Origin of the sequence: Neolewinella litorea, assembly GCF_004803465.1 — a bacterium.
Classification (GTDB): Bacteria; Bacteroidota; Bacteroidia; order Chitinophagales; family Saprospiraceae; genus Neolewinella; species Neolewinella litorea.
The window spans coordinates 384,029-397,914 of the sequence record NZ_SRSF01000001.1 but is presented as its reverse complement, the minus strand read 5'-3'; the positions used below and the strand labels follow the sequence as shown (position 1 = coordinate 397,914).

The window sequence follows — 13,886 nt, the reverse complement described above, 5'->3', positions numbered from 1 at the left end:
CCGGATGCCTCAGGACACCTTGAGCAACCGGTCGTAAAGACTGTAGTTTTCCCCGTCGAAGCAGACGAATATGACTTCTTCCACGGTCCGGGCCGGAAATTTTCGAACCGCCGCCAGCGCCACCTCCGCCGCCGCCCGGCGGGGATACCCGTAAACTCCGGTGCTGATGTTGGGAAATGCTACGGTGCGGCATCCGATCTCTTCGGCCCGTTGGAGGCTGTTTCGGTAGCAGGAGGCTAACAATTCGGCTTCGTCGGCGGTGCCGCCCGCCCACACGGGACCAACCGTATGAATAACGTATTTGGCGGGTAATTGTCCGGCCGTGGTCACCACCGCCTCACCGGTAGGACATCCCCCCTGCCGGGCTCGTATCTCCTGACAGGCCTTAAGTATTTCCGGGCCACCCGCGCGGTGGATTGCCCCATCCACTCCCCCGCCCCCCAATAAAGAGCTATTGGCCGCGTTAACAATCGCATCGACCTTGAGGGTGGTGATGTCGCCTCGGTGCAGGGAAATGCGCATAGACCAGCATTTTCAGAGCGAACCCAGGGTGAGCAGTTAGGTGCGGCCCGGGCCCGAAAACCAAAAAACTTTAACAAATGTCATTATGACCCCATCATCATGGGGTGCCACCCCCCCCCAGGCATTCTAAATTTGTCCTAACAACGGAAGGATCTGTTTCTTCCCCATTTTGTCTCTCATTTATAAACCTATTTACTCACGGGAGTAGGGAGTCCTTTTAACCTCCTGCACCTTTTTCCTAGAAGTATTTCCGGGCCTACGGCCCACTGGACAGTTACCAGTAGACGATTTAAGACTTAGGTCCGTACGGTGCAACGTGCGGACCTTTTTTATGCCCCAATCGCATTAGTTATCGGATGCTAAACACCGCCAATTGGCCGCCCCTGGTGGTGTTCACCGTCGTCGTCAGACGCGGCGAGTGAGAGGTGTAGGTGACCCAAAAGGTGGGCCAACCCAATCTCGGCCGATGCTTTCGACCAGTTATATCCGCACAGAGGCCAGCCGGCGGGTTACGGAAAAATAATTGGATATAATTTGGGAAAATTGCGATTAACCCCACGTTTGTGGGGGGGCGGGTCGTTTCTGCCCCAATATCTTTGATCCAGATTATTAGGGATATTTCCCTGTTCAATGTGTCTCTCAGTTAAGCCTATATTTCAAATAACATTTTCGCGGCTATTACCTATGGGTAATTCCGCAATCCAGTGGTGGTCGTCAATTGGCGACACCACTATCCTTTTTAGTTTTACGGTAGTCAGAAAGTGTATATGGTGCCCCCGTCTTTGGACGGGGGCATTATTTTCTGCCCAGACCCCATTTAGATGGGGTCATGCCGGCCCACCACCTTCGTTCTAGGAGTGGATAATGTAAAACAACGGCTTGTGCCACGACCGGTATCCGATGGGAAAGGTCAAAGACTATATTATTCGGCCTTATTAGGTCTTAATAATACTTAGGAAAGTTTTTTAACGGCATTATGCGCCGTGACTTTTTGTTATTATGGTAGTTAGAAAGCTTTTTTAGGCCCGCGCATATGCGCGGGCCTTTTTTATTGGCCCAGCTGGCGGGTGAACCCTTCTACCCTACCCCACTGTTTGCATGCCAGACAGTTCCCACTCTATGCTAAGAATTTTCGCGTTTTTCATTTCCGGCTTCTGCCTCCCGGCCTGTGCGGACGGCCCACCCGATACCGAAACATCGGAAAGTCTGACGGTACAAGCCGAAGTACCTGATACAGTGGCCCGCGACCAGATCGCGACCACGCTGGCAGCAAATACGGATGCCGTGCCGGAAAAGGCCCCGCCGCCCCCACCCCTGGCAGCTGCGCCGTCAAAACCAAAAGCCAAACCGGTACCGCCGCCCCCGCCCACGAATACGGCACCCGCGACCGCGCCCCCCAAACCCAAGCCAGTGGCGACAAGCAGCCTGGACCCGAGTCACGCCCAGTGGAATCAATTGTTGCAACGCTACGTCTCTCCTGCCGGTCGGGTAGATTATGCCGGATTGCGCCAGAACCGCCAGTCGCTCGACGCCTATCTGGATCTGCTGGCAAGGGACGCGCCGGATGCCGCCTGGACGCGCGAAGAGCGCCTGGCTTACTGGATCAATGCCTATAACGCCTTTACCATTCAACTGATCCTCGACAACTGGCCGGTGAAGAGCATTCGGGACATTGATGAGCCGTGGGACCGAAAATTCATCACCCTGGAGGGAAAAGCATACAGCCTGAACCAGATCGAGCACGAGATCATCCGGCCCACCTTCCGCGAACCGCGGATCCACTTCGCCCTGGTGTGCGCGGCCATCAGCTGTCCGCCGCTCGCTAACCAGGCCTATACCCCGCAGAACCTCGACCGGATGCTGGAGCAACAAACCCGGAGTTTCGTAAACAACGAGAAATTTAACGTCACGCAGGAAGCTGTCGTGCGGGTCTCACCCCTCTTCGACTGGTACGCCCAGGATTTCGGAAACCCCAAAGCCTTCCTGAACCGCTACCTCACTACGGAGATCCCCGCCGAGAAGGAACTGCACTTTCTGGAGTACGACTGGGACCTGAATGACTAAGCAGGGGTACCTTGCACCCATGGCGAAGATCAAGAAAACAGCCCGGCTCCCCTACGAAACCGAGCCTGGTGTCGTACACGCGGAAAATACCCTGAGTACGCTGCGATACGACGACGTGTACCACATTCACCACGTCGGCCGCGTAAAGGAAGTGGTGCGACAGAGCAACTACCGCTTCCGCTTCCTGACCGACGGCGACGTAAGGCTACAAATTGAAGTCTGGGGTGATAACCTGATCCGTTTCTTTTATACCTACGGTCGCGACGTGGCCGACTTCAGCTACGCACGCGACCCGGAGGCCCAGCCCCAATCGGCCCACGTGACCTGCCACCAGGAAGCGGAAGGCTACTTTATTGATACCGCCTCCGTGTCCGTACGGGTCGATATGGTCGACGCCGCGGTTTCCATAAGCGATCGGGCATCGGGGAAGGAAATCCACCGCTACGCTACGCCCTTTTACGCCCGGACCACCCTGATGAAGGGTCTGGACCAGATGCGCCTGCAGGTAAAGACCGCCGCGGAAGAAAGCTTTTACGGCCTGGGCGACAAGGCCTGGGACACTGACCTGCGGGGCCGCTGCTTTGAAAACTGGAACAGCGATTCCTTCGCCTACGGCCGGGAACGTGATGCGCTCTACCGGACCGTACCCTTTTACTATGGATTGCGGGAGGACCACGCTTACGGAATCTTTCTCGACAATACCTACCGTACCCATTTTGACTTCAACAGCAGCGGTGACGGGATAACCACCCTGTGGTCCGACGGCGGGCAGTTCGACTACTACTTCATCAACGGACCGCAACTGGACCAGGTGGCTAGTCGCTATGCCCGACTGACCGGACTGCCCGAACTACCCCCACTCTGGGCGCTGGGCTACCATCAGTGCCGGTGGAGTTACTTCCCGGAAGCACGCGTTAAAGAGGTCGCCGATACCTTCCGCAAGAAAAAAATCCCCTGCGATGCCCTGTATCTGGACATCGACTACATGGACGAATACCGTTGCTTCACGTGGGACAAGGAGCATTTCCCCGATCCGAAGGGCATGATATCCGAACTCAAAGCCGACGGATTTCACACCGTGGTGATGATCGACCCGGGCATCCGCGTGGACGAAGACTATCCGGTCTACGTCGACGGTGCCAGTAAGGATGTGTTCTGCCGGCGCAGTACGGGTGAGCAAATGGTGGGCCCGGTGTGGCCGCCGGAGTGCGTGTGGCCGGACTATACCAATCCGCGGGTCCGCGACTGGTGGGGTCAGCTCTACCAGGAGCTTTACGTCGAGCACGGCGTCAGCGGATTCTGGAACGACATGAACGAGCCGGCAATGTTTAAGGTCAACGCCCTGACCTTCCCCCCTGACGTGCGCCACGACTACGACGGCCTGACGGGCGACCACAGGAAGGCCCACAACATCTACGGCATGCAAATGGCCCGGGCCACCCACGAGGGCTTGCGTAAACTGCAGCCCGAAAAACGGCCCTTCCTGCTTGCGCGCGCCAACTTCAGCGGAGGGCAGCGCTATGCTTCGCTCTGGACCGGTGACAACATCGCCAGTTGGGAGCACCTCGCCCTGGCCAACCGGCAGTGCCTGCGCCTGGCGATCAGCGGATACAGTTTTGTAGGTACCGATATCGGAGGCTTCGTCGACGACCCTACTCCGGAACTCCTGACCCGCTGGCTGCAACTGGCCGTATTCCACCCCCTGATGCGCGTCCACAGCATGGGCAACAACACCGACGGGGCGGCCGAAGCCGAAGCTGCCCAGGTACAGGAGGCCGAAGCCACCAACCGCCAGGACCAGGAGCCGTGGGTGCACGGGGGACAGCATACGGACCACAACCGCCGCGCCATTGAGCTGCGGTACCGATTGCTTCCTTACCTCTATACGGCATTTGACCGCCACATTGCCACGGGTATTCCGGTCTTGCGCAATCTGTTCTTTTACGACCAGCAGGACCCGCAATGCCGCAAGTACGGCGACCAGTTCATGGCCGGTGAAGACCTGCTGGTGTGCCCGGTCACGGAACCCAACCTGAAATCGCTTACCGTCTATCTGCCCCGTGGCCGGTGGTACAGTTTCTGGACCGGCAAGACATTCACCGGCGGCCGGACGCTGCGCGTACGCATCCGTCCCGACCGCCTGCCGATCTTCGTCCGCGCCGGAGCGGTGATCCCCACAATCAACGCCGTGCAGCATACCGGCGAGGCCACCCAATTGGATTCCCTTCACCTCACCGCCTACCTCGACGACTCCGGTTCGGGCAGCTTCTACTGGGATGCCGGTGAGGGTTACGGTTACCAGAACGACCAATACCTGAGGCGGAGTTACGTGTTGCGCCGCGAGGGGAAAACCATTACCCTCGAACAGTCCGGTGAAGGTGCCTACACCAGCCGGATACAGCGGGCCAGAATCCGGCTGGTCGGGTTTGATTCCGTTCCCTCGCAGGTGGAGGTCGACGGCGAGCGCCAGCCCGGCGCCGTACAGGTCCACCGGCAGACGGCCAACCTGGTGGTCCCCTTCGACTTCCGAAAAATTACCATCTCCTAGCGGCAACCCCATTCTACCCATGTTTACAGGCATCATCGAAACCCCCGGCACCATCGTTGCCGTAGAACGCGACCGTCAGAACGTACACTTCACCGTCGCCAGCCCCCTCGGCCCGGAACTCAAGATCGACCAGAGCCTCGCCCACGACGGCGTCTGTCTCACCGTAGTTGCATTGGATGGCGACCGGCACACCGTTACGGCCGTGCAGGAGACCCTCGACCGTACCCGCCTCGGAGAATGGCAGGTGGGCGCGACGGTGAACCTGGAACGGGCCATGCAGGCCGGTGCGCGCCTGGACGGACACATCGTACAGGGCCATGTCGACACCGTCGGCGAGTGCCTCGCGGTAGAGGATTCCGGTGGCAGCTGGTACTACACCTTCCGCTACGCTACCGACGACCTGCTGGTCGACAAGGGCAGCATTTGCGTCAATGGGGTGAGTTTGACCGTAGTGGAGCCCACCGCCGACACTTTCCGGGTGGCCATCATACCGTACACCTATGCGCACACGAACTTTAAAGACCTCCGCGCCGGCGACCGGGTGAACCTGGAGTTCGACATCATCGGAAAGTACATCGCACGCCAAATGTCGGCGTATCGCCATTTGCAGCTGCCGAAGTCTTAAAGTTTGCACAAAAGGCAATTGCAGCTATTCCGGTAGTGACCCCGGTCCGACCTTTATTACAACTACCATCCAACAACCCATTTTATGATGAAAAGGCTACTCCCTTTCTTTTTGATCTGCCTGCTTCCCGTGGTGCTCAGCGGCCAAAAAACCGCCGATCCGACTCTGGGTCCGGTCCTGAAGCTCGACCAGCCACTGCGCTCCCCCGCCAAGGCCGTGGTCGATACCATTATTCCGGACATCCTGCTAGACACCTGCGCCCGTCGTGTAGCGGCCTTCGGTATCACGGATGTCGATGGCTTTGTGACCGGCTCGAATGGCTACGGCGACATTGCCAAACTGCAGCGCCTGGAATACAATTCGGATGAGCCTTACGCCATCACCGCCGTGGGCGTGGCATTTGCCGGATTTGACAGCACGATCGCCAATACCTTCCTGCGGGCTTTCGTGTTTGACGATCTGCAGGCGGACAGTTCCTTCGGTGCCTTCCTCGGCGAGAGTGACTCCCTGCGCGTCAGCGATATCTTGCTCCCTACGACCCGGCTGGAATTCACCTACTTCACCTTCCCCGAACCGGTTATTGTCGAGAACGACTCTTTCCTGGTCGGCATCGACTTCGGGGGCACTTACGATACCGCCGAAGAAGGATACGTAGGCATCTACCACACCCGCCAGGACTGTGGCGACGGCCGCAATGTATTCGAGTTTTTCCCCACCCAAACCGGTGGACTTGCCTTCGGTACCCTCTTTGATAACTGGGGCGGACTGAACATCGAGATGATCGTCACCGCAGTAATCGACACCGACATAAACACCTCCACCCGCGCGCGCCTGACCGATTACGCGACCTCCATCAGTCCCAATCCTACCAGTCGGCAAGCCGTATTGACCTTCAACACGACGGACCAGGGCTCCTATACCGCTACCCTCACCGACCTTACCGGGCGACAAGTGCGCGAAAGCCGCGTACAACGCAACGGCACTACCGCCCGCGTCGAATGGCAGGTAAGCGACCTCCCGGCCGGACTGTACCTTTACCACGTAGATGGCCCGTCCGGGCGTCAATCCGGCAAATTGATGGTACAGTAAGCTTACAGATCCAGCAGCCCCGCGGGCAGCTCCATGATCAATCGACCGTCTTCATTCCTTACCTCACGCACCAAATCGTCGTGGAGGGGAATGTAGACGGTCTTTTCGTTATAGGTAATTTCAGCCAGATAGTGCTCCGGCAGGTCCAGGATGTCTTCGATGGGGCCCAATTCCGGGTATCCCTCTGCCTCGATCGTGTAACCCATGACGCCGTCCCAGGGCGTCTCCTCCTCCGGCGGCGCGGCGCTTACTTCGTTGGCCGGCAGCCAGAGGGGTTTATTGGCCAGTAAACTCACCTGCTCGCGCGTATCGAAGCGCTCGAATTTTACGGTCATTTTTCCGCCCTGCCGGAACCGCTCGACAAAGTAGGGCACCGGTTGATCGCCAATCAATACCGCCCGCGCCAGCAGCAGGTCGTCTTCGAAAACTTCCTCAACGAACAAGCTCAATTCGCCGCGGACCCCGTGGGGCCGCCCGGTCGTTCCAATCTGTACCAGTTCCATGCCGTCAAAGGTAAGGAGGCGCTGTCGCAGGTGCCGGGAATTGTGGTGGCCGCCTGCGCCGGCGCCGGCAACGCGGGGGGGGAAATCTGTAGCCTCAACAATCGGTTAGGCAACCGCCTCCTGGCTCGTCTCCCGCAAACTGGTGGTTCGATAGGGCCGTGCGGACGGAACCGGACCATTACCTTTACCCTATGACTGATAGCGAGGTAAAGCTAATTTCCGTGGAGGAAGTGATCATGGCGCGCCACCGGTTGCGGGGCATAGCGCTGGAAACGCCACTGATGCGTAGTACACGGTTAAGTGCCATGTACAATGCCGAAATCTACCTCAAGCGGGAAGACCTGCAGGAAGTAAGAAGCTACAAGATCCGCGGCAGCTACAACAAGATGGCTTCCCTGAGCCAGGAGGAGCGCGAGCGCGGTGTGGTGTGCGCCAGTGCCGGTAATCACGCCCAGGGCCTGGCCTACGCCTGCAATGCGATGCAGGTTAAAGGGATCATTTACATGCCCGTGGTCACCCCTTCGCAGAAAGTGCGCAAGGTCCGGCTGTTTGGGGGCGAGTTCGTAGAAGTAGTGCTGATCGGTGATACCTACGACGACGCTTACAGTGAGTCACTGCGCGTCTCCGAGACACGCGGACTAACTTACGTGCATCCCTTCGACGACCCAAAAACCATTGCCGGGCAGGGTACCGTAGGGCTGGAGATCCTGGACGCCGCGACCAAACCCATCGACATGGTGGTCATGGCCATCGGGGGCGGCGGGCTCAGCGCGGGGATCGGCAGTGTATTTCGCCAGCTCAGTCCGGGCACGGAACTCGTAGGCGCGGAGCCCTCGGGAGCACCCGCCATGTACAAGAGCATCCGGGCCGGGGAGGTGGTAACCCTCGACACCATTGACAGCTTCGTGGACGGTGCCGCCGTCCGGCGGGTGGGTAAGCACAACTTCCCCATCGTGCGCGAGACCATTTCGCGGATCGAGTTGGTCGACGAAGGGAAGGTCTGCGGCGTGATGCTCGACCTGTACAATGAGGACGGACTGGTAGTGGAACCCGCCGGTGCCCTGTCCATCGCGGTACTGGATCAGCTTGGCGACATCAGTGGCAAGCACATCGTATGCGTGGTGAGCGGAGGGAACAATGACATCACCCGCACCCCCGAAATTCAAGAAAGGGCACTCATGTACGCGGGTCTCAAGCATTATTTTATCGTCGAATTCCCCCAGCGGTCGGGTGCCCTGCGCGAATTCCTCGATGTACTGGGCGCCGACGACGACATCACCCACTTTGAATACACCAAGAAGCACAACCGCGCCATGGGGCCGGCGCTGGTGGGCATTCAACTCGGGAGCCGCGATGGCTTCAAGTCACTCATCGCCAGAATGGATTCCCGCAAGTTGCGGTATGAGCACCTTAACGACCAGCCGATTTTGTTTGAGATGTTGATTTAGATTAAAAACATTTCGTTTACTTTAACCGCACCACCAGAACCGACCCCTTGCTCAACAACCTGAAACTCATCTCCGCCGGCGCCGGCAGCGGAAAAACTTACCGTCTGACACGGGAAATGGCCGACCTGCTCACTTCGGGAACGGTCCGCCCCACGGGCATCATCGCCACCACTTTCACCAAGCGCGCGGCCGCTGAACTCAAGGAACGGGTTCGGGTAGCCCTGCTGCGCCAGGGAATGAGCCGCGAAGCCAACGAATTGACCAATGCGCTGATCGGTACGGTACATGGTCTGGGCGTCAAATTGCTGCGTCGCTTTGCTTACGAGGCCGGAGTAAGCCCCAAGGTCGACATCATTGCCGACGGCGACGATCAGCGGCTGTTTAACCTGAGCATGGCCGCCGTGATCAGCCTCGACCAGATCCGGAAGATCGAGCATCTCTGCACCACCCTAGGGCTGAGCCGCAACGGTGAAAAGTACAATTGGCGCAAGGACGTCCTTGGTCTGGTGGAGATCATCCGCGGCAATAATTTCTCCCGCGAGGACATCGAGCGCAGCAAGCGACTCAGCTGGGAAAGTTTGCAGCAGTTCCTGCCCCCCGTTCTAGAAGACCTCACCCTGCAGCAGTACAACGTGCGCATCGGAAGGGTCTTGAAGGAGACCTACGAGGCCCTGTTCGCCAACGAGGCGGACGGCACGAAGAAGACCGAATCCGCCGCACTATACCTGCGCAACCTCCTGTCCCAACTCAAGGAACGCGACCACCTCCCCTGGCTGGAATACGCCAAGCTGGGTCGCTTCACCCAGGAAGTCGGTGCCAAAAGCCGCGACCTGGTATCTGACCTGGAGGAACTGGCCCAGCGACACCCGGGCACCACCGCTTTCCAGCACGACATCCGGGCCTATCAGGATCTGCTGTTCGATGTCGCCAGGGACGCGATCGCCGAGTACGACCAGTACAAAAAGAAACGCGGGCGCATCGATTACACCGACATGGAAGTGCTGGTACTCGACCTGCTCGACCATCCGAAGGTGCAGGATACCCTGCGCGACGAAATCGATCTGCTGATGGTCGACGAGTTCCAGGATACCTCCCCCATCCAGTTGGCCATATTTCTGCGACTGAGCCAGTTGGCCCGGCAGAGCATTTGGGTGGGTGACCCGAAGCAATCCATTTACGGATTTCGTGGCGCCGAGCCCCGACTCATGGCTGCCGTAATGCAGGCCAACGGCCCCATCGATCCGGCCAATATCCAGCGACAGAGCTGGCGTAGCCGGGAAGACCTGGTATACGCCTGCAACAGCCTTTTCGTCTCCGCTTTTCCCGATATTCCGGCCGAGGAGGTGAGCCTTGATCCCGTTCGCTTGCGGGAGGGGAGTCGTTTCAGCCCGCCGGAAAGTCCGGAAATGGCGGCTCACTCGGGCTTGGTCCACTGGCATTTCGAACCCGAGGGAAAGACCCGCCACAGCGCCGTATTCATGCAGTCGACCCTCGCGAAGGCAGTCAGGGAATTACTGGCAAATCCACCGCTGGTACTACCCAAAGGAGAAAAGACCGAGCGGCGCTTGCGAGCCGGTGATATCGCCATCCTGTGCCGGTCCAACTTCGGTTGCACCGCCGTGGCCGAGTCGCTGGCCGACCAGGGAATCCCGGCCGCCATCGCGCGCACCGGATTGTTGGTCACCGCCGAAGCTACCCTGTTGATGGCCTGCCTGAAGTATATGCTCAATCCCGGCGACACCCTTTCGGTAGCCGAAATCATGCTCCTCGGCTGTCGGCACGACCTGCCGAATATCATTGACCATCGCCTGGAATTCATGGCCAGGGAAAAGGAAAATGGCAGCTGGGGATCGTGCGAAGGACTGATTGGCAGGTTGGACGAACTGCGAAAGGTCACTTCGGAGCATTCCACCAGCGAAATGCTGAATATCGTGCTGGAACGCCTTGACCTGCGTCGAATCGCCGTGGCCTGGGGCGACGGTGAGCAACGGCTAAGCAACCTGGATGAACTGCGCCGGCTTGCGGTGGCCTACGAAGACAGCTGTCACCGGCAACACACGGCCGCGTCCCTGGGCGGTTACCTGCTGTACCTGGATCAACTCATCCGCGAAAAAAATGACAAGCAGGGGGCAAGTGAACGTCCCGACGCGGTCAATGTCCTGACCTACCACCGCAGCAAAGGCCTCGAATGGCCGACGGTGATCTGCTACAACTTGGACCAATCACTGCGCGCGGACGTATGGGGCCGCGCCGTGGTACCCGATGACCCGGCAGCACCGGTTGACCTCGATCGGCCCCTCGCCAATCGGTGGCTCCGGTACTGGGTCAACCCGTATGACCGAATCTCAGGCGGCATCCCCTGGGTCGACGCCCTGGCGGAGAGTGATTTTCAACTGCAGGCCACGGAGCAGGCCCTGGCGGAAGAAGCCAGACTCCTCTACGTGGGCATGACCCGGGCCCGGGATTACCTGATCCTTCCGACCGGGAAGGGAGGAGCCTCCTGGGTTAACCGAGCCTACGGTCGGGGGGGAAAGGAGACGGACGTGCTGGCCCCGGACACTACTGAAACTCCTTTCACCTGGAACGGCGTGGATGTCGATAAACGCTACCAGCATTGGGTAGAACCCAGGCAGCAACCGGCCTACCCCATGACCTACCGCAGCATCCCCTTTATCGACCGGGAACGGCCGGGCCGCAAGCCTTATGCACCCTTGGGCGTGGATGAAACCTTTTTGCTAGACCGCTACGGAAGTTCGACCTGCAGTGAAGCAGTACATTATGCCGGCACCCCGGATGTAGACCCCGCTGTCGACCATCGGCTATTCGGTCGTTGCGTCAGCGCCTTTATGGCCGGGGACAGCGGTGAAGGGCTTGATCCCGAGTACCGCCGGGAACTCGCCGAGTCATTGATCACCGACTTCCTGCCCGGTCAGCCTGCCGACGCAGAGCATTTGCTTGACCTTTCCGTGGCGTTCCATGATTTTCACCGCACGAATTGGCCGGGGGCCGAACTGCATTGCCAGTACCCCCTGCGGGGAAGGGTAAGCCACCGCCGATACGATAAATGCGTCGATTGGCTGCTGGGCCTAGGCAATGCGGAATACATCCTCATGTACGATGTTTGCCTGCCGCCCAAACAGTATCAGCAACAGGCCGGATTGAAAATGGCAGAACTCCGCCTGCAAGCCGAAGTGGCGAAGCAAGTACTCGGTGCGCAAATCCTGGCCGCGTACCTGCACTTTCCGGCGCAGGGGTGCGTAAATGAGGTCAAACTTTGAAAATTCTCCTGATAGCCGCCACGCCCGAGGAAATCCTGCCTACCATTGAATGGTTGCGGGAAACAGCCATTGAGAGCAAGCGAAATATCCTCGCCTTTCCCGCCTGCACGGTTGAATTGCTCCTTACCGGCATGGGCCCGATGACCACTGCTTTTGCCTTGGGTCAGTCGCTGCAGCCGCCCTTGCCTCAGTTGACCATTCAGGCCGGATTGGCGGGTGCATTGGATCGATCGCTCCCACTGGGCACTGTCGTTCAGGTAATCAGTGAGCGGCTGCTGGATCAAGGGGCCGAGGATATCGATGGCAAATTACTTCCCCCGCCCGCCCTGGGATTTCCATTCGGCGCACCTTTCGATCCCGACGGTGTCCTGCACGTCCCGGTCTCGGGACCCCCGCTCCCCTTCCCCAGCGTGGCTGCCGGAACGGCCACCAAGGCCAGTGGGAACCAAGAAAGTATCGAACGGACCCGTCAGCAATTCCCCGATGTACAGATAGAAACCATGGAAGGAGCCGCCTTCTTCTTTGCGATCCGGTCGCTGGGCATACCCGGACTACAGCTCAGGGCAATCAGCAATTACGTGGAGAGGCGTAACCGCGCCGCCTGGCAAATCGGACCCGCCATTATTAACCTCAACGAGGCCCTGCGCAAAGTACTGTCGCCCTTCGTGCTGGCGACGGCGTGAGGGTAACCTCTTACTCCTTCATAGTGACTTTTTCCGTCGGTCCCATCATCTCATTACGGAGGGCCGTTTGCCGTGCTACGTTTCGGGCGGTGTCTAGCCAGGCCTGGCGGGTGATCTCTTCGTTTTTGTTCAAAATGGCGGGTTCTCCGCTGTCTCCTCCCTCCCGGATGGACTGTACCAGCGGGATCTGTCCGAGCAGCATACTGTTGCTCTTCTTCGCGAGGGTCTTTCCGCCACCCTGCCCGAAAATGTAGTACTTGTTGTCGGGTAATTCCGCCGGGGTGAAGTAGGACATATTCTCTACCACACCAAGCACGGGCACTTGCACGTCCGGCAGGAAAAACATATTCATCGCTTTGATTGCATCGGCCAGGGCGACCTCCTGCGGGGTGGTTACCATCACGGCCCCCGTTACGCTCACTGTTTGTACTAGAGTAAGTTGTACGTCACCCGTGCCGGGGGGTAGATCGACGATCAGGAAATCCAGCGGTGGCCAAATCGTCTCCTCGATGAATTGCCGTACGATTCCGGCCAGGCGGGGCCCCCGCAGCACTACGGCCTGCTCAGGCTCAACTACAAAGCCCGTACTCATGACTGGCAGACCGTACGCGTAGAGGGGCTTGATCTTGGGCTTTCCATAAACCTTCTCGACCTGGGGCCGCTGCCCTTGCAGGCCTAACATAGTTGGTGCGGAAGGACCGTATACATCAGCATCGAGCAATCCGACCCGTGCGCCCAGCTCCTGTAATCCGAGTGCCAGGTTCACCGCGACGGTACTCTTGCCCACCCCACCCTTGCCGCTGGCCACGGCGATGATGTTCTTAACGTGGGGCAGCGGATTCTCGCGCTGCGGGCCACCAGTGGAGGGACCCGCCTGACCGCCGACGGCGGGGTTCTGCATATGTACGTGCACCTGGGCTTCCGGGTACACCGACAGAATGGCCTCCTGGCAGGCGAAGTTGAGTTGCTGCTTGTAGTTGTCGTCCAGTTTTGGCAACTGAAGCGTGAAGGACACTACGGGAGCCTCCACTTTCAGATGCAATACCATATTCGCGGTAATGATATCCTGTCCGGTCTTCGGATCGGTGACCGAGGCGAGCGCCTCGGCAATTTTGCTAAGTTCCAT

10 protein-coding genes are annotated in these 13,886 nt (G+C 58.8%); 7 read left to right on the top strand and 3 right to left on the bottom strand.

All coding sequences use genetic code 11. The annotated features are described in order from the left end of the window. Positions 1-9 precede the first annotated feature (9 nt). Positions 10-522, bottom strand: coding sequence for an O-acetyl-ADP-ribose deacetylase (locus E4021_RS01740; RefSeq protein WP_136456172.1), 513 nt, complete (start codon positions 520-522; stop codon positions 10-12). Between the two features lie 1,119 nt (positions 523-1,641). Between E4021_RS01740 and E4021_RS01735 the strand changes: the two genes are divergently transcribed. From E4021_RS01735 to E4021_RS01720, 4 genes are all read left to right on the top strand, one after another. Next, entirely contained in the window at positions 1,642-2,586 is a 945-nt protein-coding gene (locus E4021_RS01735) for a DUF547 domain-containing protein (protein WP_136456171.1), read from the top strand. A 19-nt stretch (positions 2,587-2,605) separates the two neighbouring features. Then, entirely contained in the window at positions 2,606-5,134 is a 2,529-nt protein-coding gene (locus tag E4021_RS01730) for a glycoside hydrolase family 31 protein (RefSeq protein ID WP_136456170.1), read from the top strand. Positions 5,135-5,153: 19 nt separating this feature from the next. Further along, the gene (locus tag E4021_RS01725) at positions 5,154-5,759 is read left to right on the top strand and encodes a riboflavin synthase (RefSeq protein ID WP_136456169.1); all 606 of its coding nucleotides are present in this window, start codon (positions 5,154-5,156) and stop codon (positions 5,757-5,759) included. A gap of 87 nt (positions 5,760-5,846) precedes the next feature. Next, positions 5,847-6,848 (top strand): T9SS type A sorting domain-containing protein, encoded by a 1,002-nt coding sequence (locus E4021_RS01720; RefSeq protein ID WP_168797419.1) that lies wholly within the window; start codon positions 5,847-5,849, stop codon positions 6,846-6,848. 2 nt (positions 6,849-6,850) lie between these two features. On the opposite strand, the gene rimM is transcribed toward E4021_RS01720, so the two are convergent. Continuing rightward, the gene (gene rimM / locus E4021_RS01715; protein ID WP_136456167.1) at positions 6,851-7,351 is read right to left on the bottom strand and encodes a ribosome maturation factor RimM; all 501 of its coding nucleotides are present in this window, start codon (positions 7,349-7,351) and stop codon (positions 6,851-6,853) included. Between the two features lie 191 nt (positions 7,352-7,542). Here rimM and ilvA point away from each other — a divergent pair, with 191 nt between their 5' ends. From ilvA to E4021_RS01700, 3 genes are read left to right on the top strand one after another with little or no spacing between them, the layout of a single operon-like run. After that, the gene (gene ilvA, locus E4021_RS01710) at positions 7,543-8,799 is read left to right on the top strand and encodes a threonine ammonia-lyase (protein WP_136456166.1); all 1,257 of its coding nucleotides are present in this window, start codon (positions 7,543-7,545) and stop codon (positions 8,797-8,799) included. 47 nt (positions 8,800-8,846) lie between these two features. Beyond that, a complete protein-coding gene (locus tag E4021_RS01705) occupies positions 8,847-12,077 on the top strand; it encodes a UvrD-helicase domain-containing protein (protein ID WP_136456165.1) in 3,231 nt (1,076 codons plus the stop codon). Continuing rightward, a complete protein-coding gene (locus tag E4021_RS01700) occupies positions 12,074-12,760 on the top strand; it encodes a phosphorylase family protein (RefSeq protein WP_136456164.1) in 687 nt (228 codons plus the stop codon). Before E4021_RS01705 ends, E4021_RS01700 begins: the two co-directional genes overlap by 4 nt. Positions 12,761-12,770: 10 nt before the next feature. Here the strand turns inward: E4021_RS01700 and E4021_RS01695 are convergent, their stop codons facing one another. Next, the gene (locus E4021_RS01695; protein ID WP_136456163.1) at positions 12,771-13,886 is read right to left on the bottom strand and encodes an Mrp/NBP35 family ATP-binding protein; all 1,116 of its coding nucleotides are present in this window, start codon (positions 13,884-13,886) and stop codon (positions 12,771-12,773) included.

What these genes read in the sequence shown, in the direction of transcription:
- E4021_RS01740 (WP_136456172.1), bottom strand. Translation starts at nt 522, where the DNA reads ATGCGCATTTCCCTGCACCGAGGCGACATCACCACCCTCAAGGTCGAT.
- E4021_RS01735 (WP_136456171.1), top strand. Translation starts at nt 1,642, where the DNA reads ATGCTAAGAATTTTCGCGTTTTTCATTTCCGGCTTCTGCCTCCCGGCC.
- E4021_RS01730 (WP_136456170.1), top strand. Translation starts at nt 2,606, where the DNA reads ATGGCGAAGATCAAGAAAACAGCCCGGCTCCCCTACGAAACCGAGCCT.
- E4021_RS01725 (WP_136456169.1), top strand. Translation starts at nt 5,154, where the DNA reads ATGTTTACAGGCATCATCGAAACCCCCGGCACCATCGTTGCCGTAGAA.
- E4021_RS01720 (WP_168797419.1), top strand. Translation starts at nt 5,847, where the DNA reads ATGAAAAGGCTACTCCCTTTCTTTTTGATCTGCCTGCTTCCCGTGGTG.
- rimM (WP_136456167.1), bottom strand. Translation starts at nt 7,351, where the DNA reads ATGGAACTGGTACAGATTGGAACGACCGGGCGGCCCCACGGGGTCCGC.
- ilvA (WP_136456166.1), top strand. Translation starts at nt 7,543, where the DNA reads ATGACTGATAGCGAGGTAAAGCTAATTTCCGTGGAGGAAGTGATCATG.
- E4021_RS01695 (WP_136456163.1), bottom strand. Translation starts at nt 13,886, where the DNA reads ATGGAACTTAGCAAAATTGCCGAGGCGCTCGCCTCGGTCACCGATCCG.